The organism is Micromonospora sp. TSRI0369 (genome assembly GCF_001905625.1).
GTDB lineage: Bacteria > Actinomycetota > Actinomycetes > Mycobacteriales > Micromonosporaceae > Micromonospora > Micromonospora echinospora_A.
The window spans coordinates 23,203-47,802 of sequence record NZ_LIVU01000002.1; the positions used below are offsets into that span (position 1 = coordinate 23,203).

A 24,600-nucleotide genomic window follows, 5' to 3' on the forward strand; every position below is an offset into this window, starting at 1 on the left:
TGGGCAGGGAGCGAAGGCGGTTACGTGGACACCGAGGAGCAGCAGGAGCAGCAGACCGACCGGCTATCGGCGCGGCAGGCCAGCCCGCCCGACTCCACCTCGAGCTCCACCGCCGCCCAGGCCCGGCAGACGCTGACCGCGCTGGCCAACTCGATGTGGCAGCAGGCCCGCGACCGCGAACGGGACGGCTGGCCGCCGTGGTGGCTACCGCTGTTCGCCGTTCTGGTGCTCGCCGCGGTGCTCGGCCTGCTCGTCGTGCCGCTGATCCGGACACTAGTGGAATGGGGCGCGGCGGCCGCCGCCGACCTGACCGGTTGGGCACACGGCCAGGCGTACGCGCGCATCGTCCTCGACCCCGTGCGGGACTATCTAGCCAGTCACGCCGCCGGCCTGCCGGTGGACGGCACCACCCTGTGGCGGACCTGGTGCCTAGCCGGCGGGATGCTGCTGCTGTTCAGCCTGGTCCGCTCCGCGGGCGCCCGGATCGGCTGGACCCTGTACGGGATCGGCACCGCCGCCATGGTTGCCGCCGAAACCACAGGCCCTGGCCGGTGGGTAGCCGTCGGCATCTGTGCCCTGAGCTGGTCCCTGCTGTCGATCCCAGCACTGTCCCGGCACCGACGACGTCCGCAGGTCATCGTCGCCCCACCATCACAGCCGGCGGCGTCTCCGGCGCCGACCGTGCCGGCCCCACGACGGGCCACCTCCCCCCAGCCCGCGCCGGCGCAGGAGGAGCACCCCGACGACGACGCATCATGGGCCGCCGGCCTGTACGAGGTGCTGATGCGCCGCGAGCACCTGGCCCCACCGGCTCCGCAGCGGTGGAGCGCCACCACCCACGGCAGCAACGGCTTCACCGCGGTCTGCGACGACGGCCGCCACGCGGCGGGCATCGCGGTCTCCGGCGAGGCCGTCCGCGAGCTGCTGGCCGGCTTGTCCACGCCACCTGGTGCGAGACCGCAGGTGGCGTGGACGACGGCCCCGCCAGCTGCGCCCCGCGGCCGGCGTATGGACTACATCGACCTGGCCGAGGTCGGCGGCATCCACCAGTTCGTCCTCGACAGCACCGACACCCTCGCCCAACTGGCCGAGGTACTGCGCGAGCGCCGCACCCAGTGGCCGGTGGCCCGGACGCAGCTAGGAGGGAAGATCCGGGCGCAGGCGGCCGTGCTCGACAGGGCGCATCCGCTGGTCAGAGGAGCGTCATATACCCCCGACCCGACGGGCGGCTACGACGACCCCGGGACGGTCACTCTGAACGACTGGGTACCCACCAACACCATCGTCGGCAGCAACGCCGCCGCGTGGAACGACTTCGCCGGCCACCGTCCCGCGCAGATAGCGCTGATCATCGGCAAGCTACTCACGGCCGACGACCCCGCCAGCGCCCTGACCGAGATTCTCACCGACGACGATCACGTGCACCTGACCCGCTACCTCGGCCCGGCCGGCCCTCTCCATAAGGTCACTGTCAACGGCACCCACCGCACCCACGCGCTGCGGCTGCTCGGGGTGCCGTTGGTGGCCGCCGAGGTGACGGTCGAGCCGCTTCCCCTCAGGCTGGACGTCTTCAGTGCCTCTACCACCGACGGCTGGGGCCCCGGCCGCCACCACGGCCCCACTGCATCGCTGTGGCGGGCGCTGATCGACCGCGGGCTGGTCACTGGCCGCATCACCGACAGCGGCCTGCACGCCATCCTGGAGCCGTATCAGGCGGCTGCGTCGTGGCTGCTGTCATCTCCGCGCGATGCCGCGACGATCAGCGCCGCCTACGACCGCATCTACCCGGGAGCACTGGGCATCCCGGCCGAGGCGATGTCAGGCCCTGCTCAGTGGTGCCAGTGGCTACTCGATGACCCCTGGCCGACGCTGTGACATGAGAGCCCGGGCTTCGGCGAGGTCGGCGACTGGTCAGCTCGTAGCCCGCGTCGGCGAGTGCGGCGCCCCTCAGTCCGGCAGCCCGCGCGGGACGGGCTCGCTATTCCCTTCAGTCCGAAGGCAGCCGCAGGGAGCCCATGCCGTGTATCGAAGAACGTCATAAGGTGACGGTACGGTTACGGATTGGCAGTCTGTCGTGGTGGAGGGAGCTCGCTCGTGGGCAAGCGCAGCAGCCGGTCGCGGCGCAGGGAACCGATCCGCCGTCCGATCCCGCCAGCGCGGCTGTCCGCCTCGGCGGACAGAGTCACCGACCTGACCGGGCAGCACTTGGTCGACGGCTGGCCGGTGAGCGAGCAGGTGCGCGTGCGGCTGGCCGGCAGCGCGGATATGGCCGCGGTGCGTCGGCTCACCGCGCTGGCCGGCGTCCATCTCGAAGACCAAGTCGTTGACGGCGTGGACGCCGGTGACGGTGGGGCCGCGTTGCGGGCAGGCCTGGACGGCGGTCCGGACACGTTCATGCGACACATGGCTGAAAGGTTCGCCGGTCCGCAGGGCATGGATCCGAGGAGATTGCTGCCGCCGGTGACCCTGGTGCTGGTGGCCGAGCACGATCAGCATGGCGTCATCGGGGCGGTGCTCGCCTACCCGCCGAACGGTGTGATTCAGCAGCTCGTCGAGCATCAGCGGCGGGCGGGGGCGAGCGGTCAGCAGCTGTTCCAGCTGGTCATGGCCGGCGTGATGTGGATGGTGCGGATCAAGGCGATCGCGGTCGACGAGTCGATGCGCGGTCGCGGGATCGGCAGCGCGTTGCTGTACCGCTGCCAGCAGGTGTACGCCCATTGCGGCTACAGGGTCGTCTACGGGCAGATGGCCGACACCTCGGCGCTGGAGCGGTTCTACCGCAGCCACGGCTTCGACGTGCTGCCGCGTGACAGCGGATTCGACCCGTGGGTGGTTCTCGGCGTGCACGCCGAAATCCGTCCCGATCCGGGGGAGCGCACCTTCGTCCGGCACCAGAAGGCCGGCGCGAACCGCCGACCGGGCCGGGTGCCGGCGCCACGGCGCAGCAACACCCAGTTCGACCCAGGCACCCTGGCCCTGCACGACGACCACCTGCCGGCACTGCTGACGCAGGGCTCCGGGGAGTTCCTCGCCATCCAGTTCCTGCCCATGCTGTGGATCAAGATGGCTGAGGGGCAGCGGGCCAACGCGTGTATCGACGCGTGTGCCCAGCTACGGCACGCCTACCAGCAGTTCGGCATCCACGCCGAGATCATGCCTGTCGGGGTGGTGATCCATCACCCCGATGGCAGCAGGACCCAGTACGCCACCGACGAGCCGCGCTGGCACGGCGAAACCACCCTGGTCGGACACACCATCCTGCTGCTGCCTGAGCACGACAAGCTGGTCGATCCGACAATCGAGCAGGTCCCCGAGATCCGGGCACTGCGACAAGGCCCGGTCATCGGGCGGCTCGCCGAGCAGAACCGGCACGCGCTGCACGACGGCCGGACCAGTTTCGCCGTGCAGCGCGCCGACCTGCTTATCGAGTACCAGCCGGTCCAGCCCGAGCACCGTGACCGACTGCTGCGCGGGCCGCTGCTGGCCCGCAACGACGCCCAGTACCGGCGCGCCGCCGTCAACCTCGCCGCCATGGCCCTGCGAGCGTTCCGCGACGCCGGCGCCGCCGACCGGATCCGGCAGAGCACCGCCTTCCCCCGCCTCACCGCACTGCTCGACGCCATCGGTGACGCCCCGATCGACGTCGACGAGGCAACCAGCGACGTCCTGATCCACCTCCCCGGCGGACCGGTGCGCCTTGACCAAGTTCCGACCCCAGCCGCCGAAGCTGGTCCACCTGCGAAGTCCACTCAGTCTCCAACTGGCCGCACCACATCTCAACAGTGATAGGGGCTGCAAGGTGGTCGGAGAGAGTGGCCAATCGGCGTCCGACCCGGGTATGGGGCGGATAAATCAATCCAAAGTTGTGCAAGGCGTCCAGCGCTTGATCTAGATGGAGGCTGTAGGTGTCAGTGCTTTGATGCACCTGGATCTTGGCACCTAGGCTTTCCGTCTGGGTACGATGCCCCCTCCCCCGAAATGCTGCAGGCTCCGGCAGCGCGATGCTGATGGCCCTCCAGGGCTGGCAGGACGGCCCATAACCGCGGCCCTGGTCCAGCCACTGGCGAGGTTCAGGCGAGGTGGTAGGTGCGGAACAGGTCGGTGAAGAAGGAGGCGAGTATCGTCCTAGCCCGCTGTTTGTCAGTCAGTTCGGCCGCGCCGAAGCGGAAGACGTCGTAGCGGGCGAGCTTGAGGTCCCGGTCGGCGTGCATGGTTGTGGCGTACGCGGTGGGGTCGGCGAGCTGGCCGGTCGCGTAGTGCTGTTTGCCGTCGACTTCCAGCACGATGCGATGACCGCGGGGCAGCAGCATGAGGAAGTCCATCCGTAGGTTGACCATCGCTTCGGCGCCGCGTTCCTTGAGTAGCAGCGGGTCCCAGTGCAGCCAGACCTCGGGCAGCAGTGCCGGAAGGTCGTAGACGCGTTCCCCGTGAATCTCGTGGTAGAGCTCGAACAGGTGGCGCTGCGGGGGAGAGGAGGCGGGCAGGCTCTGGGTGAGCCGCCGCCACAGGGTTCGTTTCGCCTCGTCGGCGCCAAGTCCCCGAGTTTCCTGCCACCAGGTTTCCAGGTCGCGCCAGCGCAGGCCGTCGGCGGGTGCGATCGGCCGCTCGTGCATGAGGACCCGGTCGTCACGAACGTTCTCGATGTTGTTCTCAAGCAGGTCGCTGATACGTAGGTCTGGTTTCCCCACCGAGGCGAAGAACAGGTTCTTGATGAGACCGGTGTGGGCCCGGGTCGCCATCAGGTGGAAGACGGGGTAGCCGTCGCGCTCGCCTGTTTCGCTCAGCCGTAGCCCGGCCCTGTTCAGGCGCAGGTTGATCGAATCCACGACGGTGCGCTGTGCGGACTCGTCGAGCAGCCCGTCGCCAGAGACCAGGCCTTCCAGAAACCGCGCGAACCGCTTGTTGAGGGCGTCGAACGCGCCGAGCTTCTCGAACAGGTCCTCCGCCGTCCAGTCACCGGGGTTGCGTCGCACGTGCTGGTCGATCTGGCCGCCGAGGCTGATGTCGTTGCCGAAGAAACTGCCGAAGGCGTCGGCGCTCAGGTCCCACAGGTCATGGAGCATCGCCTTGAAGCGGTTGTAGCCGGGCAAGGTATGGCTCCAAGTCGAGGTCGCGGGCGATCTCGCGGCGGAGGCGTTTAGGGATGTCGGGGGCCGGTTCGGCCGCCCACAGCGTGTCCTGGATGGCGTTGTGGAGGTCCGGTTGTATCCCATTGTCGCCATCGCTGTCGCAGCGCCCGCTAGGCCACGTGTTCCACGACGCACTCGTCGATCCACCGCGCCAACAGACTCAGGGCGGCGAGCTGTTCGAGCACTACCGGCTCGTCCAAGACAAGGTCGGACTCGTGCGCGACGGGGTTACGGATCCCGCTGAAGCACCCCACGCCGAAGTCCTCGGCTCCCACTTGCCGACTCTTCCACGTATCGGAGGTTCGGTCACCAGCGAAGCGCAACCGAGGCTCACCCGGCTTGGGCTCGCTGGTGCTAAAGGCGCTGCGGCACAGCCTCGTCTCTCCAAGGTCGTGCCGGCCGAGCTTCTGCTGGAGCCGGCCGTTGACGGCCCGCGCAGCTACCCAAACGGCCTCGGTCCGGTTATCACTCTCCCAGAACGGACGCGCCGCCGCCCAGACCCACGGATGGAACTGGTCAGCGACCAGGTCTGGTGCGTCGGGCCGCAACCGACGGCGGGCTTCCTCGCCATACTGGTATAACCCCGCGGCCTGCAGCGCTGCATTGCGTGCGTTCCACCACCGCGCACGCCACTCGTCGTACTCCGACGAGTAGTCACCCAAGCCCGGTCGGATCGCGTTCTCGGCCAGCTGCATGATCGGCTCTAGGCGCCGTACCTCGCGGTCAAGGTCGTCGCGCTCCTCTTGGGTGTCGCTGCGCGACCTCATCTCCAATTCAGACAGCCGGTCGATTACTCGAGCGAATTCATTGAGTTGATCGGCAGCCCAGGTTGCGTCCATTGGGCGAGTCTATGAGCGTGCAGCGTCCCCTCCGGACGACAGAACCAGCTCAGGTCATCGCGGGTCAGCGTGCCTGGTAGGCAACGACGATGTCGCGCGTTCGTCGTGCTCGCCGGCACGTGGCTGCGGCACTGTCGCCTGGATGGCGGCGGCCGCGGGTGCGACCACGGCCGGGCGGCGCAGCCGCGGACGCCACGATCGCCGCGGTGTCTTGACCGCTGGGGACAGATGGGCTTTCACTGCGGTCAACAGCACGTCCATCGCCTCGTACAGCTCGGTGTCGGCCTGATCCCGGGCGGCCTTGGCCTTCTTCGGCCGCCACAGATTGTCCTGGCCGTACGCCTGGCCGGACTCGGCCGCGACCTGACCGAGCTTCAACGCAGCTTCGCGGACCTCGCCATCGTCCAGCATCGCCGCCCGGCCGGCGACCGCGAGCACCCGCTGCAGCGGCGCCTGCAGACCCATCGCGGCGGCCAGCTCCCGTTGGTTGGCCTCAGTTGCCACCCGGCCGAGTTGGGCCGCGCCGAGCGCGTGACCGCTGGTGGTCTTCGCCGCCATGTACTCGAGGAACGCACTGCCCAGCGTCATCAGCTTCGGCTGCCACGAGTTGTGCGCCGGCACGTAAACCTTCAGCGCCAGGTGCAGGGCGCCTACCGCCTCGAACAGCTCCTGGCCCAGCTCCTCGATCTTCTTGTTCGTGCTCGCGACCTTGTCGCGGGCACGCTGCCGTTCACCGAACCGGTAGGTCAGCCACGCCGCGCCGAGGGTGCACCCGCCGGTGACGATCTGGGGCAGCACATCGACGACACCGGACAGCAGGGTGGAGACCGTACTCATGGACAGCAGAATGGGCCACAGCTGCACCTGCCCCGACGCACCACACCGGACGACCCGACATCCCGGCCTCGGTCACGAGCTCTACCGCGGCAAAGCCGTCGATCGTCTCTTGGTCGAGCTCGATGACAGGCCCACCGCGCAGACGCGTCCGGCTGTTCGGCCAGACCGATGCGGGGACTGACCCCGAGATGCCAGCCCAGGGACGGCCAGCCAATTCACGCACCTGGCCCACCAACCGCTACCCGCCGCTGTGCTCGCGGCCAGCGGCAGCGCGTCCGCCCTGTTCAATACCCGATCACCCTGCGGCAGGAGAGCCAGGTTCTGCGATCGCAAGGCACCCTTGGCCATTGACCAAACCCTCCTGCAAACGGTTGATCGGCCAGAGTAGCCCGCATGATCGGCTGTGGAAATAGGTTTCGTTCTAGACTGAAATGACGAGGCGCTAGCGGATCTTCCGCTGGCGCTGCCGATCGGTCGGAATCTGCCCCCTACGCCAAGCGACCATAGCGGCGAGTTCACGGAGGATCCTCGGCCGGTCGGCTGGAGTGGTGCCGTGTAGGGAGACCAGAGCGATCACCAAGAAGGCTCCGACAGGCGCGACCGCTATAACACCGATGAGCAGCGCGGGTAGGAGAGCATGCACGACTATCCCCAATTCGGGTTAGTCCGTGGTGCTCATCTCACGGGAACGGCGAAGCACGCTCGAGCCTACGAGGACGATTATAGCAAAGCTTGGGCATGCCGTTCTGGTAGGTCGGGTGGCTGGAGTGGGACGTGGACGGGCGGTGTCTCAACCTTCTTGCGGCCGATAGATGCCTTGGCGAGCGCGTAGACGTCCAGGTAGTACTGGCGCCTGCAGCCGCACGACACCTCGGTGACGGTGAAGTTAGGGCCGCTGACGATCGACATCGCGAACGGCCGCGTCAGTCCGTAGGACCATCGTCCGGGTCCCACGGGTTCGATCTTCATGACCGAAGGACTGGCCTTCTGCCTCGTGGCGGAGGCCATGGCCTCGATGGCACTGTCGTAGCAGCCCCGGACTTCTTCGTCGGTCGAGCAGTCGTCCATAGCGTCGAGATGGAAGGCTACGGCTTCGTGGCGTACTGCTTGGGGCGGTTGCCGACGTCCTACGGACCAAACCCAGATGCCGTCTGGCAGCCGGTAGGTGGCGCCCAGTAGACGACCGTCCTTGACACAGCGGCTCTCCGCCAGCCGGGTCAGACGTTGCCGGCCTTGGGCGATCAGAGCGAGGACTTCGGCTTCGCGGTCATCACTCATCGAGAGTCACCTCCACTCCCTTGTCGGTGAGCAGGTACGCCATGCCAGTCACGCCCGCGGATCTTCTGGCACACTCCACTGGCAGAGTCTTTACATGAATCCCCCGCGGGAGAGTGCCGGCATCCGCCCTGACACCAGCATGGATCAACGCCAGCATTTGAACCTGATACGACCGACGGCAGTTACACGAGGCGTGCTCGAACAAGGGGAGGCCACCGGCGAAGAACTGCAGTGCATGGGGGGTGCCGCGCCAACGTCCTACACGCACGCCACCGTCGCTGTCGCAGTCGAAGACCTGCATGACCGTTGCCGGCTTTTCGTAACGGGGGACGTCGCCCAGAATCTCATCGGCCAGGTGATCAGCCTGCCGATAGATCTGTGGGGTGAACTCTTCGCTGTCGAACATGTCCAAGTGCCAGGACGCTACCTCCGTTCGGCTCGCCGTTGGCGACAGGCGGCTGCCCGAGTGCCAGGCCCACAAGCCGTCGGATAGCCGGCAGACGCCAGCCAGGAGCCGCCCGTCATGAGTGCAGCGAGACGCTGCCAGAAATTCCAGTTTGCGTCTCTGCGTCGCGAGCAGGTGCAAGACCTGCAGCTCCCGCTCGCTGGGTGATGCGTCGAGGTCGCGGTAATCGCCGTCCATAAGTTCCAGCCTGACATGAATGGTCACTAGGCGAGGTGGCAGCTCAGCGCAAACCGCCGCAGCGTTCACCGAGTTGACCCAGGCGATCTGACCTGAGCCGCCAACGCGGCTTAACGTGTCCGTCGAACCGCTAACGCAATAGCCATCGTCGCCGGGACGTGTCGCCGTTCAGGGGTCTACCGCTGGTTGCCCGGCCGTTCGTTGGGCGCGGCCAGCCACCGACGACGTTGAGGTCGGCCGGGAGCCGTTGCACCAGAGTGCAGGGACGCCCGCCGGGCCGGTGCGCCTCTCGGCACTAGCACTCCCAGATGCCAGTCGTGAGTCGCCCGATGGCACGCGCGAGGACCGAACGTGAGTACACCAGCGTTCTTCCGCTGATGGTCACCGGCTCGTCGCCTTTGTCGGTCCTGATCTCCGCGCCGACTCCGACGATCGCGTCTGCGGCATCGATGAGGAGACCGGCGGCGTCGGCGGGATCCTTCTCGATCTGGCCCGTGGCCAGTTTGCATACCATGCCGAGTGCGGCGATCACCCGTCCCGCGTCTGGCACGGTGATGGTGACCGGCTCGGCTTCGGCCATCACGTCGCGGTAGGTGGCGGCGTGCTCGCCGAGAACCTTCGCCAGCAGCGAGATGTTGTGCGGGGTGATGTAGCTCTAGCGCGGTGCGTTCAGTGATGCCGGTGATGCCGAGCTGGGCGGCGGTGAAGACGACGCGCTCCGCCAAGAGGTCCGCCGCTTCGTGCGGCGCGAAGACCACCCCGAGTCGGTTCGTCTCCTCCTCAAGCTGGGCGAGCCGCTCCTTGAAGAGCTTGGTGCTGCGGAGGTTGGCGGCCATCAACGCTCAAACAATACTGAGGGGGGAAATCGCTGCGGGCTTCCGCCAAGCGGCCATGTTTCGCATCACGAACTCTTCAGTCGTGGAGCCCGGACGTAGGTATAGCTCGCGATAGGCATGCTGGATCTGTCGCGCATTTACCTTATCGGATTCGGTGCCGCTAAGCCGGTAATAGCCCGATAGCTTGCTTATCGCAAGTCTAGTCGCATACTTGGGCGAAAGTGGCATAGTGAAGTGGCCGGTGTGATACAAGCCAAGTCCATCTAGTGGGCCCAGCTGGTTGCTTCCAAAGCGGTAGCCGCAGACAGGCACATCGGCGATGAGAAACTCGCGACTGCCGGGCGGCTCCAGAATCTGAACTGAGGCATCGCGGAAAATCGCCTTCACCTGTTCGTAGGTGCCCTCCATCTTGTGGCGAAATATAAGGTCGACCTCGGGGAAGCCGCGTTGCCTCACCTGCTCGTCGATCATTTCCTCGAGATCGGCGCGGGACCTTGGAGTGTGGCCACCGTTATGACGGGCCGTCCCCGTAAGGGCGTTTGAGTGTAGGTCCACCGCGCGACCCCGAAGTTTCAGGTATACCTCACGAGCCGCTCGTTGGGCCACGGTCCGCATGTGGATGCTGCGAATATGGTGAAGGGCGACAGCGTCTCGGACTATGTCTAACGCATCGTGTTCGTCGAATACCGCGCCGGCTTCAACAATGGCGACCGCATGGCGAAGCTTCACCTCTACCTCTTGCCAAAGCTTCTCAATTGACACCGACAACACCGGCATCCAGTGTTCAAAGTATCCACACACGCTGGTGCCTTTGGTGCGCCATCTGCCCGACTCTAGATTGCAGGATCTCAGCACCCTCCCGCCGTTCTGGTCGGGTTCGGTGAACTGCCGCAGGAGTACCTGTGAAACGACGTGTTGTTTTCGGACGAGACCTTCGGGTCGGCTGCCCGGAACTTGCGCCGCGTCGGCATCCGCACGTTCGCCGAGACGCGGTTTCAGTCTCCCAGGCTCCTCGGAAGTCATTGCTTTGTCATTCTTTTCGTCGGTCGAGAGGAGACAGAGGAGCGCCAACTTGCGCCAAGATGAACTGGCGCGGCGGTCGACCCGTGAAGAGTGCCGTGACTAGGCCGATCCGTCCGAACCATACTTGCCTCCGGCAGGGGCATCTGAAGTCGGCATGTGCTGCATGTGGACACTCGGATAAGTGTTCCTCGCGTACGCCATCACCGGCATGCTGACCGCTCCTGTCGCTCAGGGCACCCGACTCGTGCCGTCCTACCGTAGTTGAGGCCGACGTCCAGCGCCGGATGTGCTGCTCTACCGCTAGGCCTACATGACGGCGGTCGTGCTGGGTCCGGGCACCATCAGAGGCCGTGCGACCTACTTCGTGCCGGTGATGAAGCTCTGGTTCGCGAGCAGTTGGCACCTTGCCTGCTCATTGTCGAGGCCCCAGTGTTCCGCAAGGTCACCGACAAGTGTTGGGAGGTCAGCGGGTTGCGACGGTTGGCCGTCGTGTCTGGTGTAGGGGCCGTCGGTTTCGCACAGCACGCGGTCTCGAGGTAGACGGGCTAGCAGGGTGCGTCCCTTGACGCTTCGAAGCATGGCGGGGTTGATGGAGAAGAACAGACCGGCGGCCAAGGCGTCGTCGGCGATGCCTAACGGGCCGGTGTACCAGTGCAGGACCGCCCGGATTTTCGCGTCGGTGAGGCGTTGCACGGCGATCCGGTCGGCTCCGCGAGTGTGGACGGTGACTGGGCGGTCTCGTAGTTGCGGCAGGGCCAACAGGGCGTCGAATACTTGCAGCTGGATGTCGCGGGTATCGCGTCCGGCTGGGGAGAAATCGAGGCCTACTTCACCGATCCAGGCGGCGGTGGCGGCGTGGCGGCTGAAGCGCAGGACGCCGCTCATGCCGAGCCGGTGGGCGTGGAGCGGGTGCAGACCGAGGGCGGCACGGGCGGCGCCGGTGCGCGGTAGCAGCGTCGTCATGCGTCGGTAGTCGTCGGGGCTGTTGGTGACGGCCACCACCTGCACCTCGGCGGCGGCAGCAGCGGCGAGCACAGTACTGGGGTTGGCGTAGGCATCGATATGACAGTGGGTGTCGAGCAGCTGATCGGTCATCGGCTTCCCCAGGAGGTGGTGGTCAACTCTGCGAGAGCACCGTCGGCGTTGGCGAGCCATGCGCGGATCTCTGCGGCACCGCGTCGCCATAGCTGCAGGTGTTGCTGGTGTTCGCCTGCCGGGAGTGGAGAGTTGCGCAGCAGGTTCAGGTCGTCGCGGCTGGGGTTGACGCCGTGGACAAGTGCTCGTAGGTCGGCGCCGGTGCGGCGGTCGGGGTGCAGGAGGCTGTCGTCGTGCAGGGCGTCCCAGGAGTACGTGGCGGCGTCGTCGCGGTGGATGCGGGCCAGGGCGGCGCGGCGGACGAGGCAGGGTAGGCAGTAGCCGCAGTTGCCTTGGGGGCGTTCGCGCCAGCGTGGGGTCTCGGGGTGGGAGCAGGAGACGCTCAAGGAGGCGAGTTGGGCGAGTAGACGCCGGTTGCGGCAGTTCCTCATCATTTCGCCCTTGGTCTGTAGCCGGTAGGGGTTGATGATCGGGTTGTCGATTCCGCTGCGCCGGCAGGACTCGGAGAGCAGGGTCATCAAGTGCGGGTGGGTGGTGCGGGTGCTTGCCGAGCCGGTGCGTGCCCTGGTCAGGGGTACGTTCAGCCCGATCCACCCGTTTTCTGGTACGAAGACCGGGATTGTCGGGCCGGTGGCTGATGCGGCGGCGAGGGCGGCGGAGATGAACAGCAGCGACCGGGATCGGGTGGTGCGTTCGTGGTGGCCGGGTAGTGGTTGAGCTTGCTGTTCGTCGGGCGGGGCCGGTCGGCAGAACAGTCGGCGCAGGTGGACGCGCTCGCCGTAGGTCTCTTCCAGCATTTTGTAGAGGTTGCGCTGGGCGGTGGAGGCTTGCCCGCCTTCGTGGTGACCAACGAGTAGCAGTCGCCGGTTGGGGTCTTCTTCGAGCAGGTCGATCACCCCGCACAGCGAGTCGAGGCCGCCGGAGAATAGTGAGACAGCGTCGATCTGGAGGCCGGCGGCCGTGGGCGCGGGGGCACGGTTGCGGCGGGCCCGGATGTCCCACTGGTCACCGGTTAGGAAGCCGAGTGTTTGCGCCCATCCGGCTTCGCCCCACAGGGCTGGGTCGGTGACCGGCACGTCGACGCGCATGCTCCGGGTCCAGCCGTCACGTTGGGTTCGGCGCTGGACTGTCCGGTCGCCGCAGTAGACCCCGGCGGCGAAGCGCAACAGGTCGATGCCGGCGCGGGTGGGTGTCCAGCCGTCGAAGAAGGCGGTCGTGAACTCGATGGTCGCCGTCCGGCTGCCTGGTGCCCAGTCCAGCAGGCGGTGCACGCCGTCGGGCACCGGCTCGGTCAGCGCTGTGCGGATGCGCATCCGCACCGTCGCGGTGGGCATCTCAGCTCTCCAGCATGTCGAGCGCCTCGTAGACGGTGCGCAGCGTTTCGTCGATGATGGCGCGTCCCTGCGGTCCGGCCCAATCGACCTGCAGGGCGTCTGAGGGCATGCCGAGGTGCACGAAGCTGTGCACCATCTGCTGCAGGTCCTGCTCGGCCTGCTGGGTCTTGACGGGGTCGTCGAGGCGGGCGAGACGCTCGGCGATCACCGGGATGCGGTTGTAGATGTAGCGGGCGAGGAACAGTTCGAGCAGGTCCCGAACGTGGTCGGCGTCCAGGCCCACGGCGTCGAGTTCGGCCCAGCTGTCGGCGTCCGGGAACAGCTCAGCGAGCACGTCGAACATCGCGTCGCGGGCGGCTTGGCTGTCAAGGTCGGCGCCGTCTCCGGCGACGTAACTGGCCAAGGCGTCCAGGACCGTGAGCCGGTCGGCTCCGACGAGGTCGCTGAGGCCTTGAGCGTCCAGGGCCTCACCGAGGCCGGCACCGCCGATCCCGGCGAGTACCGCACCGAGGCGTTGGGCCCCGACACGTCCAGCTCTGGCCCCGGCGACCGCGCCGGTGACGCCGCCGAGAACGGCGACGTGACGAGCCAAGACCCGGCGCAGAGCAGTCGGGCTGCGCCGGCCCGAGTCGGCTGCCTGCATGAGCGAGGTCGCGGCGTGTTTCAGCGGCGTCCATGCTCCGCCGCTGCCGCCGGTGCGGTCGGTCGAGGTTCCCATCAGCGCGAAGCTCGGGCTTTACGCACGAGCGCGACCATGCCGGTCAGATCCGCCCGGTCGGCGTTGTGCCAGCTGGTCAGCAGCGCATCGGTCCGCGGATCGTCGGCGGGAAGACGCGCAGCGACCGTGGCAACCTGCTGGGCTGGCACCGCAGTGACGGGAAGCCGGCCGAGCGCGGCGAACAGCGCGTCGCGCGAGCCCGGCAGTTTCTCCATGGCCTCGCACACCGCGGTGAACGCCTTCTCAGGGGTGGTCAGCAACTCGCGGGCGAGCGCTTCGATCACGGCGTCGTGGTCGGCCTGCGGCGCGGTCTTCAGTTTCTCCAGAGCTGCTCGGCGCAGCCCTGTTGCGCCGAGCAGATGTTGCAGCAGCCGCTGCTGACGGCCGCTGAGACGCCCGAGTGTCACCACGTCCAGGCTCAGCCTGTCACGGGAATAGGTGAAGTACGGGCGAAGGTCCACCGCTCCCAGGCGCGGGGGCAGCTGCAACCACGCCTGTATCTCCGGCTTGTCGGCCCATTGCCGCACCGTCTCGTCGACGGGCTTCACCGCGGCGGGCTTGGCCTTCTTGCGGGCCTTGGCCGGAGCCTCGGCGGCCCCGCTTGGGTCGGTTGCGGGCGGATCCTGCTGCGGATCGGAGTCGTTATCTCCCTCGGAGAAGACCAGTTGCTCAGCTGCCGCCAACTGGGGGCATGACGCCCCCCGGGCGGTGACCTGCCAGTCGAACAACTGCTGGAACTGCGGAAACTGCTGGTCCTCCAGGAGCATCAACTTGGCCAGGATCGACGCGTCGAGGCTCACCTTGCGCCGGCCCGCGCTCAAGCGCCGAAGCTGCAACGTGTTGAGGAACTGCTTGAGCTGGCGCGGGTTGCGTCGCGAGCCTCCTGCCAACACCGGCGCGATCTGCGCCGCCCACTGCAGATCGGTCACCAACTCCGGCGGCGCGTCGATCTTGAGGTCGGCCAGCGTTCCCAGGTCGAAGATTACTTCGAGCATGTTCGTCGCCCGCTGCGCAACGACGTGCTCGCGTACCGCCCCGAACTCGTCGTCACCCAGGTGTAGTTCGGCCAGGAGCAGGTTGACGTAGGTGACCGCCTCGGGGATCGCGAGCGCGGGCACGGTGATCTTCTGCTGGAGCATCTTCTCGAGGTACTGCGCGCCGATTCCTGAGGCGCGTTGGTCGTCGCGCAGCTCCGGGTATCGGGCGTCGATAGCGACCGCGACGATCTGCGGGTGCGCGGCGAGCACGAACGCCGTACGAGGCGCGCCCAGCAGCAACCGGATTGCCTCGAAGGTGTCCACGACCGTTTCGGGCAGGCAGCGGTCGAGGTCGTCGATGAACACCACGACCGCTGCGACTTCGTCCTCGAGGGCCTCCATCAACGCGGCGAAGCGGTCACGGAAGTCGTCGACCTCCGTGATCGGCTCCGCGGCCGCCGCCGCGCCCGCGTTGGCCGCCGGGGCGGGGCTGTCCTCGAGGCGCTGGGCCGCCGCCGCCGCGCCCGCCTGCGCCGCCTGTTGCATCAACTGCAACACCTGCGGATCCATGCTCGGATCCAGCGTCCCCGCCACGAGCGGAACGGAGCCCGGAATCAGCCCTATCCCCCCGCGGGCCACCCGGCGAGCCGGCCGGCGCAGCTTGCGAGCCAACGCCCGCAACCGCCCGATCTCCTCCTGCTCTTCCTCTTGCTCCGGAACCGCCGCCGCGAGCTGACTCAAGACCGTGGACATCAGCGAGACCTTGACGTCTTCGTAGTCCTCGTAGCGCCACGGGCTGAACGGCACACATACGTAGCGCCGCTTCTCGCCGGCGTCCTGCCCGGGATCGGCGGCGAGCTCGGCGCATGCCTGCTTCATCAGACTGCTCTTGCCCGACCCCCAGTCGCCGAGCACCCCGACGGTCAGCGGGAGCAGCTTCGGCTCCGACAGGACGACGAGCAGGCTGTCGAGCAGGAACTCGAAGCCCAGCAAATCCACGTCGGTCTCGTTGTCCGACCACATGGCGACCGCCCCCGTACGACGTCTGCAACCCACCCGCTCTGGCGCGACGCAGCTCGGCGCGGCGCAAGAACACGGTACCTGCCAGCGGCAACCGCGCCGATCGGGTGACGCCCCGCCACCGGCCCGGCACGGCGGCCACCTATCGGATGTCCTGCTCCACCCGTGGCGGCCTCCATGAGGCGTTCCGAGGCCAGTAGCGTGATGCGGGTGGAGCCGCGAACCCGGGAAGGGCCAGCCGCTACTTGCCAGCGGCGACATCGACAGCGAGCGCGACAAGGGCCGTGACCGCCTGGAGGGCGCCAAAGCCCAACGCCCACAACGCGATACGGGCTTCGAACGCCATCCGTCTGCCAGGCGTCTGGGTCACCACCGGCGACGCAACCTCCTGGACGGCTGCCGGCGTCGGAGGTGACGGCACAGCCGCGAACGACGGCGGAACGATGTGTATCCGGTGAAGCCAAGGATCCAGCCAACTTGCAGCGCCGAGATGGCGAACCCAGGCCACGATCTTCTGTCGCTTGTGCTTCGGGCAGCCCACGAGGACCTTGCCGTCCTTCATGCAGGGCTTGTGTGTGGTCTTGGTGAGGACGAGACACTTGGCGTCGATCCTGAAGCCGAAGTAATAGCAGACGTACAGCACGCCTGCCGACGAGAAGAACAGAATGCAGACGACGTTCTCCCAGAACGTGGGCTGCGCGACGGGCTCCGGATTCGCTGCCACGAGAAGCACGACACTGCAATCTACAGCAGGCGATCAACTAGCCTCGGAACGTGAACGTCTCACGGAGGCTCGTCGACCGCTGCCGTCCGGCGCTCGGTACGCGTTCGCAGCGACGACCAGTAAGGGTCTTCGCGCCGGTGGTTACCAGCCGTGGTGGTGCTCCGTTGGTGCTCGGATGTTCGGAACCTGACCAGCATGCTCGGAACAGGACCAGCACAGCACGTCCTGCATGGTCAATCGCCAGCTGCGGAAGATTGGAACCCGCTCCCGTCATCCCCCTGCGCAGCAGAGCGGTCGTCCGTTTCAGCATGTATAAGCACGTGGTGGTGACGTTGGCGTCGATCGACGCACTTGCACCGGTGGGCGAAGAGGTAGTTACCCTGAACGCGGTATCTGGCAGGGTCGCCAAGGCGTTGTTATTCCGGGCATGATGCGGCAGATTGGCCAGCGGCTGGTCGGTACCCGACAGAGTCGGGGCCATCGACAAGCCACGCCGAGGGAAGGCCGATATGGTTCACGCTGACGAGGTGAAGGTTGCGAACCGGGCCGAGGCGCTCTCGTGGGCCGCTGCCCCTGCAGGACCCCTTCCGGCGCCGCCGCTTGATACCCGGGCTCAGGTGCTGCCGATAGGTGACCTGCAGTGGGCTGACGCCGAGCGTCTGTTTGTCAGGCTGTTGGATACGGTCCAGCCGCTGCAGTTCGTCAAGCTTTTTGGCGTTCGAGGGCAGGCCCAAGCGGGGATCGATGCCTACGCCCGGCTCCCGATGGACCTGACTCCGGATGGGAATGGCGGTCGGGACTACATCGCCCTGCAGTCCCGCAGGGTTAGGTCGCTGACCCCCGCCAAGATTAGGAAGGCTGTCGATGACCTGTTGAAGGGTGAATGGGCCGATCGGACGGTGACCTTCTACTTCGCCACATCATTCGATCTTCGGGACAAGAAGTTCGACACCACGATCCGAGAGCAGACCGAACGGTTGGCCGGGCTCAGGATTGCCTTCGTCCCGTGGGGTCTGCAGGAAATCTCCACGCTTTTGAAGGACCAGCCGCTTCTGGTCGACGACTTCTTCGGGCGGGCATGGGTCGGACGCTTCTGCGGCCAGGAGACAGCCCAGGCCCTTACCGCTACCCTGACGCGCGCACTTTCTCCCGAGCCGCACGGCTCGGATCCAGCGGCCGCGGTGACACAGCGCCCTGTGGGCCAACGGGTTGCGGTACCACGCCGTGTCGGACTCGTGCCTGCCCTCGCGGCGTCATTTCAGCCGCGTGGCGGGTTGTACGATGATGTCCGCCCCGGGGAGACAGTTGTCCTAACGGGTCTAGGTGGCGTCGGTAAGACACAACTCGCCGCAGACTTCGTCCGCGCCTACGGCCCGGACTCTGCCGTGATCGTCTGGGTGACCGCGTCGTCTCGGGACCAGGTACTGACGACCTACGCGGAGGCAGCTCGTGAGGTGCTTGGCCCGCAGGACAGTGTCGAACTAGCAGCCGAGCGGTTCCTCGCCTGGCTGGCAACCACCCAGGATGGATGGATTGTCGTTCTCGATGATCTGCAGACGACCGCCGACCTACGCGGTCTCTGGCCGCGAGGACCTGCCGGAAAAGTCGCCGTCACGACCAGACGTCGTGACGCCGCCCTTACCGGATCCCAGCGACGGATCGTCGACGTAGATGTCTTCAGCGCCGAACAGGCAGTCGACTACTTGCGGTCGGCACTCCAGCAACGCCATGCCCTCGCTGACGACATCGACGGCGTTGTCGACGACCTGCAAAGACTGCCGCTCGCACTTGCTCAGGCCGCAGCGTTCATGCTTGATCGGCAGCTACGGTGCAGCCAGTACCGGCACCGATTCGCGGACCGACGCAGGAGCCTGATCGAACTGCTCCCCGAACCGGACGCGCTACCCGACGAGCACCGTCACACGGTCGCAACCACTTGGTCACTGTCAATGGACGTCGCAGATCGGCTTCCGCCGGCCGGTGTCGCCCGGCCGTTGATGGAGCTGCTCAGTGTTCTGGACTCCGACAGCATCCTGGCCGGCCTCGTGACCGGGCACGCTGCCCGCAATTGGCTTTCCTACGCGGTGCACTCGGATGTCGGGACTACTGGTGCCCTCACGTCGATCGACATCGACACACTTCAGGACGGGCTGTTGACGCTGCACCGGCTGAGCCTGCTGCGCCACGACGGTGACATCGCCCGGGTCCATGCACTCGTGCAGCGTGTCACCCGCGAGGAACTCGACGTCGACCGTCATTCGTCGGTGGTCTGGGCGGCGGCTGATCTGCTGCTTGAGTACTGGCTCAACGGCGGGCATGGTTCGGAACTCGCCCTGACGATGCGGGCCAACGTCGACGCGCTGCGGCGTCATGACCACGGCGAGCTCATCGGATCAGTCGTGCACCCGGTACTGATCCTGGCCGGCGTCCGTCAAGGCGAACGCGGAGATCCGCTGGGTGCCGCCGAGTACTTCGACGATCTGCTGGCCTCAGCGATGCAGCATCTGCCGCCCCATCCTCCGACAATCTTGGAGATCCGCGGTCTTGCCGCCCGATGGCGGGCAGCAGCCGGAGATCCCCTCAGCGCCATCGCGATCCACGAGGAGCTCGTCGATGACTTCGAGCGCCACAAAGGACCCGACGACCCTGGCACCATCGTGGCTCGCGCCAACCTAGCCATCTGCCGAGCTAACGCGGGTGCCCTGGCCCGAGGCGTCCAAGAGATGAAGCAGATTCTGGTCGACTGCGAGCGGGTTTTCGGGCCGCGAAACATCCACACGCTCGACGCACGGGGGCACATTGCCGGAATGTACGGGAAGGTCGGGGAGCACGAGAAGGCCCGCATGATGTTCGCCCAGCTGGCCGCCGACCTGCTCGAATTCTTCGGCCCGGACCACCGGGACACGCTCACTGCGCAGGGTTCGCACGCTCGCTGGATCATGGCATGCGGTAAACCGAGGGCGGCCATCCCACTTCTGCGACGTGTACTCAGCGCACGTTTGCAGAAGTTCGGCCCCGACGATCCCGACACACTCGCGACTCGAAGCAACCTCGCCCAAGCACTCCGAGCGACCGGAGAGATTCGGGAAGCGGCCGAAGAGCTTAATGCCGTGCAGGCTGACCATGTGCGGATAATGGGCTCGGACCATCCGCAAACATTAACCGCGCGCAATAACTATCTGCTCGGCGTGTCTCTCGAGATGGACGCGGACGAGGCGGCGAACGCCTGGATGGATCTCATCGATGAGAGTGAGCGCATTCTCGGCCATTTTGCTCCCGAAACGTTAAACAGCATGCACAACTTCGGTGAGTGGCTCGCGTATGCCGGATACCCGGATGACGCCGTCGGGTGGCTGCAGAACACACTCACCGGACGGACCATCGCCCTCGGCGCGGAACACCCACACACGAAGGCCACCCACGAGTTCCTCGACCAACTCCGAGGCGCGATAGGCGGACGCCCGGCCTGACCGTCGAGCCCTGAGACCCTGTTGCGTTGCGGCGTCAGTCGGCTGGCTAGACCCGCCATCACTGCGGCTGGCACCGGCTGCGCCGCAGTCCTCGACGCATTCAGCGATCGGGTGCTGTGATGCCGGCGGGCCGAGTGATCAGGCACCAGAGCAGCGAGATCGCCGAGATCCCGGCGATGGTTTCGGGCTTCATGCCGCGGCTCGCCGCGATACACCACCGCATCGAGGCAGAACCTTCAGGCGATGTGGTCCGGCGGAGGTTGTGCGGGCCGTGGGTGCTCCGTGGGTGCTCGGGCGTCGGAGTGCAGGCACGGATTCATGAGAACCGGTGTGGATTGAGACGCCATCCGTGACATCGGTAGGTGTCGCTGGAATCCCGCACCTGCGGGGACCTGTTCAGACTGGGTGCACCGCGGTTGGACTGAGCTGGACAATTTGTCGAATCATCGATGAATCGGACTACGGATCAGATGCTCTGGGGCAGGAAGTCGCACCGTGCCCGGTCCGCCTCTGCGGCCATCGCACTCTTTCAGTCCTCTTGGCCAGCTTTCGCTGGTGATTCAAGATGATCCTTATCGCAGGGCATCCTTTGCACATAATTGTCATTCTGTGGGCCATCGCCCAGGCACCGCTCCCGTAACGGCGTCTCGCGGTAGTCATGAAGGTCTGGCGTCACCGCCGGCGCATGACCGCGTAGACCATCCTGCTCGTCACCTGCCGGTAGCCGACACGGTCCAAGGTGGTGCGGGCGCGGTCGATGACGGCGGCGTCGATGTCGACGGTGGCGACGGTGCCGCCTGGTCCGAAAATGTCGGCGATCAGCGCGGCGTTGTAGCCACCGGAGCCGACCTCCAGAACCCGGGCGCCGAGCTGAAGGTGAGCGGCGTGCAACATGGCGGCTTGAAGCCACGGCTCGGAGATCGAACTCGTCGCGCGCCCGTCCGGGCCGCGGCTGGTGATGATTACGTCGTTGGCGTAGGCGACGTCGAGGCTGATGCCGTCGGCGGCGAACAGATGTCGGGGCACCAGGTGAAACGCCGCCCGGACCCGCCGGTGAGGTGATCCATTGGTCGGCGAGGAGTTGGTCGACGAGCCGAGCGCTGGCGTCATCGGCAGGTACGGTGTCGAGCGCAGAACCAGCCATGGTCGACCTCCGCGAACGGGCGTCGAAGGATGCGGATTCGCGGCGACGATATCGGGCGCATGTGACAAAAAGCGCCTGGCCCGGTCGCCTCGTGGGAGGTCCCCGGCCGACCCGTCCGTCGCCCTTTTGGAAGGCCGCGAGCGCCTGGCTGCCGCCGCGCCTCACCGTCGCGCGGACGTGAAATCGACTTATCGGGTTTTCCGCGCGGAAGTAGGATTCAAAGGGCGGTTTAGGTGCTGTGAATCGCGGTTCCGGCGAGGGCGAGCGCCGATGACAGGGTCCGGCGGGCCGAGTCCGGAAGTCGTCCAAGGCCGAGGCCGCTCGCGCTGATCATCTGCCTCAGCGGGCCGTGGTATTCAGGACCAACGCCTGGACCTTTGAGGAGTTCACGCGCGGCGTTGGCGTCCTGCTCCTGGAAAACGTCTGCGGCCATGTGATCGATCACCGCCGTTGCAGCGGCTGTGCAAAGGTCGGGGGAAAGGTCGAGGGCGGTGAGGACTAGTCGGGTGCGAAATAGCGAGAGCCCGGGACCGGTGGCCATAGTTGATGCTCGGTCGATCAGTTCTCTGTGGTCGGCTCGGCTTCGATCGCCGACGGTGGTTGCGCTCCAGGCGTGTAGGAGATCGCGTACCAGTTCCTCCCACGGGTGCTCGATCGTGGTGCGGTTGAGGATGGCGGTAGCTGTGCGGGTGTTGCCGTGGATGAGGTGGGCTACGACGGCGATCTGTCGCCCGTCGTGCAGAGTGGCCCCGATCCCGTCGTAGCGTTGGACATGTTTCACCGCGTCGGCCCACCGCCCGCCGGCGGTGAGCGCGCGGGTTCCATCGGAGAGCAGGATGTTGCGGAGCCAGCTGGTGATCTCCTGGCGTTCCTCGACCTGTACGGGGAGCTGCCGAGGATGTATCTCCAACTCTCCGATGACGATTGGTTCGCTGTTGGCGACCGCGTGGTAGAGCGCGGTGAGTAGCTGGTGCGCCGTTTCTCCGTCGCCGACGCGGATGCGGAGGCGGGCGAGATTGACGACTGGTTCAAGGGCGAAGCGGGCGGTGTATCCGTTGAGGGGGGCGCGGTTGAGGTAGAGGCGCGCGTGATGGTGGCACCAGAGTTCGGCGAGTTCTGCGTCTGCACAGTCGGAGGCGACGAGAGCGGCGCCGTTGAACACCATCGACGCCTTCTCCGGGTCGTGTTCGCGGTGGGCGGTCTCGGCGAGCCCGGCGAGGCGTGTGACCCGTGCGTCGAGCGGTTTGGCTGGCGGGCGTCTGCGGGCGACGAGGGGGAAACGGGTGGCGATGCTAGGGGTGAAGGACGGGGGCATGGTTGTCCTCATCTGCTGAGGTGGCCGCCCCACGGGCGAGACAGGGTATGGATGCCTGCGGTGACGCTTCGCACGCTTGCCGCGCTCCCTTCGGGCCTCCGGGGCGGGGCCACCCTTCCCGGAGGCGCACGGTCAGAAGGAGATCGTGAGGATGGTGTCGGGTCGGCTGATGTCGCCGGTCTGGACCGGTCGGGTTCCGGTGCGGTGGGCGGTGACGATGGGCTGATTCGGGCGGCCCGCACTGTCCCATTGGTCGAGCAGGTCGGTCAGTTCCGCGGCGAGTTTGTCGGCGTCTGGGCCGTTGGCGATGGCGCCGAGTTCGTGGTGGCCGTCGCTGGACTGTTGGAAGGCGAGGTAGGCGATGGTGCCGCTGTCGTAGATGGCGGCTCCGGCCCACCGGTAGGCGGGGGTGAGCAGTCCGCTGGTGCGGGCGGTGTCGCCTGCGCGGAGGCGGCCGAAGGGTTTGCTGGCGTTGACGAGGAGCCACAGGTCGAGGTGGCCGATGGGGTCGTCGTCGGTGACCTGGATACCGGTCCAGCGTTCGTAGCGAGGGTGGCTAAGGGCGCGGGCGAGGGCCGCGCGGTCGGGTTGGTCGTTGGCGTCGAGTTTGAGGGCCGCATCGGTGTCGAGGCGGACGTGCTGGTCGGTGTGCTCGGCCGCGCCGCGCAGGGGCACGAACCCGCAGACCAGCGGTGCCGTGGTGCTGACCAGGGTGGTGGGGTCGGCGCGGTCGAAGGCGAAGCATCGGGTCAGACCGCTTTCGTGCACGCGCAGGGGCACGACCAGGCGACCTCGCTCGGCGAGTTGGTCCCACCAGGCCGCGGAGATGTCCCACGCGCCGGCGGTGACGATGATCCGCTGGTAGGGCGCGGATTCGGGGTGGCCGAGGGCTCCGTCGCCGCAGATCACCTTGACGGTGTCGTAGCCGGCGCGGTCGAGGCCGGCGCGGGCGCCGTCGGCGAGGTCCTGATCGAGTTCGATGGTGACGACCGTGCCAACGGGGTTGGTCAGTTCCGCGAGGAGGGCGGCGTTGATGCCGGTGGCCGCACCGATCTCCAGAATGTGGTCCCCGGGTTGCGGGTCGAGCTGTTCGAGCATGTCCGCGACGAGGCTGGGACTTGACGCCGACGACAGCGCGGCGCCTGTGGGGTCGCGTTTGGTGACGATCTGGCGGCGGGTGTAGACCGTCTCCAGATCGACGCCGGGAAGGAACCGCTCGCGGGGCACCGTCCGGAACGCCTGCTCGACACGGGCGGAGCGGAGGTGACCGCGCTGTTTGAGGGTGGTGACGAGCTGCTCGCGCAGTTCGGCTGCGCTGAAGTCCGCAGGATCGGCTGGGGAGTTTTTCACCGCTTTTACCCTACTGTCGGTCGTGCCGGCGAGGTGGTAGCCGGGCGGGATGGTGGACGTGTGGAAGGTGACGTGCACGGCGGCTGTGGCCAAGTGCCGCGCGTCGGCCGCGGAAATGCCGAGCCGGTTGAACAGAAACAGGATGTGGTGGGTCAGCACGCCGCGTAGGTCGCGGGTCAGTGTGCCGTGCCGGTCGAGGAACCCGAGGTCTCGGCCCGCCTGCTCGTGAGCCCTCGACCACTGCGGGGTTGCGCTCAATGGGCTGCGCGGCGCGTCGTCGGCGGCGGTGAGGAGGCGCTGCATGGCGGCGATCAGCCCGGGGCTGGGCGTGGGTGCCTGCGGTTGGTGCCGGCGGGCAGCGACCTGGTGCCAGACATCGCCTTGTTCAGAGAATTCCAGGCCGGCGGCGCGCATGAGGCGGGTGGCCAGCAGCACGCCGAGCTCTCGTCGGTGATCGCCGCCGGCGGCGAGGTGTCCGAGGATGTGGCGGCTGTCGGCGTGGAACAGGGTGTGAGCGATCGTCATCGCGTGGTCGCCGCCGAAGGCGTACGCCTCGGGCCGGTAGACCGGCTCGACGACATCTCGGATGCGGTCGTCGGCGGTGATGTCGGCGAGCAGCCAGTAGAACCGGTTGAGCTGGCCTCCGGGCAGCAGTCGCAGTCTCCACGTCTCGGTCTTGCGGATGAACCAGAACGCGGCGGTCACACCGTCGTCCTCGGCGACGGCGAGCGCCGGGGCGAGCCGGGTCGCGGCGTACTCCTCAGCGGCTCGCCAGCTCGCGAAGCTCAGATTGACCTGGCGCCACCGGCTGACCGGCGCGACGCCTGGTGGGGCCTCAGTATCGGCTTCGGGATCGAGGTCCATGAGG

The 24,600-nt window shown here is 66.9% G+C and carries 18 protein-coding genes; 3 read left to right on the plus strand and 15 right to left on the minus strand.

Annotation, left to right across the window (positions count from 1 at the left end; translation table 11 throughout):
* Positions 1–24 precede the first annotated feature (24 nt).
* Both AMK25_RS05475 and AMK25_RS05480 read left to right on the plus strand, forming a co-directional pair.
* On the plus strand, positions 25–1,875 hold the full coding sequence (locus AMK25_RS05475) for a hypothetical protein (protein WP_073827115.1): 1,851 nt from the start codon (positions 25–27) through the stop codon (positions 1,873–1,875).
* Between the two features lie 219 nt (positions 1,876–2,094).
* Positions 2,095–3,786 carry a GNAT family N-acetyltransferase gene (locus AMK25_RS05480; protein WP_073827116.1) on the plus strand — a complete coding sequence of 564 codons (1,692 nt, stop codon included), beginning with the start codon at positions 2,095–2,097 and terminating at the stop codon, positions 3,784–3,786.
* A 284-nt stretch (positions 3,787–4,070) separates the two neighbouring features.
* Here the strand turns inward: AMK25_RS05480 and AMK25_RS05485 are convergent, their stop codons facing one another.
* The 12 genes from AMK25_RS05485 to AMK25_RS05540 all read right to left on the minus strand — a co-directional run bounded on the left by AMK25_RS05485 (position 4,071) and on the right by AMK25_RS05540 (position 16,462).
* Positions 4,071–5,090 (minus strand): hypothetical protein, encoded by a 1,020-nt coding sequence (locus AMK25_RS05485; protein WP_143194681.1) that lies wholly within the window; start codon positions 5,088–5,090, stop codon positions 4,071–4,073.
* A 149-nt stretch (positions 5,091–5,239) separates the two neighbouring features.
* A complete protein-coding gene (locus AMK25_RS05490) occupies positions 5,240–5,968 on the minus strand; it encodes a TIGR02391 family protein (RefSeq protein ID WP_083664631.1) in 729 nt (242 codons plus the stop codon).
* Positions 5,969–6,022: 54 nt separating this feature from the next.
* Complete coding sequence (locus tag AMK25_RS05495; RefSeq protein ID WP_073827118.1) at positions 6,023–6,832, minus strand: hypothetical protein; 810 nt, start codon at positions 6,830–6,832, stop codon at positions 6,023–6,025.
* Between the two features lie 693 nt (positions 6,833–7,525).
* Entirely contained in the window at positions 7,526–8,083 is a 558-nt protein-coding gene (locus AMK25_RS31785; RefSeq protein WP_143194682.1) for a hypothetical protein, read from the minus strand.
* Positions 8,076–8,495, minus strand: a complete 420-nt coding sequence (locus AMK25_RS31790; RefSeq protein ID WP_143194683.1) for a hypothetical protein — start codon at positions 8,493–8,495, stop codon at positions 8,076–8,078. Before AMK25_RS31790 ends, AMK25_RS31785 begins: the two co-directional genes overlap by 8 nt.
* 526 nt (positions 8,496–9,021) lie before the next feature.
* Entirely contained in the window at positions 9,022–9,306 is a 285-nt protein-coding gene (locus AMK25_RS32615; RefSeq protein WP_241826250.1) for a hypothetical protein, read from the minus strand.
* Positions 9,307–9,568: 262 nt separating this feature from the next.
* The gene (locus tag AMK25_RS05515) at positions 9,569–10,585 is read right to left on the minus strand and encodes a DUF4238 domain-containing protein (protein WP_073827121.1); all 1,017 of its coding nucleotides are present in this window, start codon (positions 10,583–10,585) and stop codon (positions 9,569–9,571) included.
* Between the two features lie 357 nt (positions 10,586–10,942).
* Positions 10,943–11,680 (minus strand): TatD family hydrolase, encoded by a 738-nt coding sequence (locus AMK25_RS05520; RefSeq protein ID WP_073827122.1) that lies wholly within the window; start codon positions 11,678–11,680, stop codon positions 10,943–10,945.
* Positions 11,677–13,014 carry a Qat anti-phage system QueC-like protein QatC gene (gene qatC, locus AMK25_RS05525; protein WP_198937451.1) on the minus strand — a complete coding sequence of 446 codons (1,338 nt, stop codon included), beginning with the start codon at positions 13,012–13,014 and terminating at the stop codon, positions 11,677–11,679. The genes AMK25_RS05520 and qatC overlap by 4 nt, the downstream gene beginning before the upstream one ends.
* A gap of 1 nt (position 13,015) precedes the next feature.
* A complete protein-coding gene (locus AMK25_RS05530; RefSeq protein ID WP_073827123.1) occupies positions 13,016–13,732 on the minus strand; it encodes a hypothetical protein in 717 nt (238 codons plus the stop codon).
* A complete protein-coding gene (locus AMK25_RS05535) occupies positions 13,732–15,732 on the minus strand; it encodes a KAP family P-loop NTPase fold protein (protein ID WP_073827124.1) in 2,001 nt (666 codons plus the stop codon). Before AMK25_RS05535 ends, AMK25_RS05530 begins: the two co-directional genes overlap by 1 nt.
* Before the next feature lie 238 nt (positions 15,733–15,970).
* Positions 15,971–16,462, minus strand: coding sequence for a hypothetical protein (locus AMK25_RS05540; RefSeq protein ID WP_073827125.1), 492 nt, complete (start codon positions 16,460–16,462; stop codon positions 15,971–15,973).
* 518 nt (positions 16,463–16,980) lie between these two features.
* On the opposite strand from AMK25_RS05540, the gene AMK25_RS05545 reads away from it, so the two are divergent.
* Complete coding sequence (locus AMK25_RS05545; RefSeq protein ID WP_158070658.1) at positions 16,981–19,923, plus strand: tetratricopeptide repeat protein; 2,943 nt, start codon at positions 16,981–16,983, stop codon at positions 19,921–19,923.
* 672 nt (positions 19,924–20,595) lie between these two features.
* On the opposite strand, the gene AMK25_RS05550 is transcribed toward AMK25_RS05545, so the two are convergent.
* The 3 genes from AMK25_RS05550 to fxlM all read right to left on the minus strand — a co-directional run bounded on the left by AMK25_RS05550 (position 20,596) and on the right by fxlM (position 24,596).
* Positions 20,596–21,033 carry a hypothetical protein gene (locus tag AMK25_RS05550; RefSeq protein ID WP_241826251.1) on the minus strand — a complete coding sequence of 146 codons (438 nt, stop codon included), beginning with the start codon at positions 21,031–21,033 and terminating at the stop codon, positions 20,596–20,598.
* Positions 21,034–21,296: 263 nt separating this feature from the next.
* Positions 21,297–22,382 carry a hypothetical protein gene (locus tag AMK25_RS05555; protein ID WP_073827127.1) on the minus strand — a complete coding sequence of 362 codons (1,086 nt, stop codon included), beginning with the start codon at positions 22,380–22,382 and terminating at the stop codon, positions 21,297–21,299.
* Between the two features lie 132 nt (positions 22,383–22,514).
* Entirely contained in the window at positions 22,515–24,596 is a 2,082-nt protein-coding gene (gene fxlM / locus AMK25_RS05560) for a methyltransferase, FxLD system (protein WP_073827128.1), read from the minus strand.
* Between the last annotated feature and the right edge of the window lie 4 nt (positions 24,597–24,600).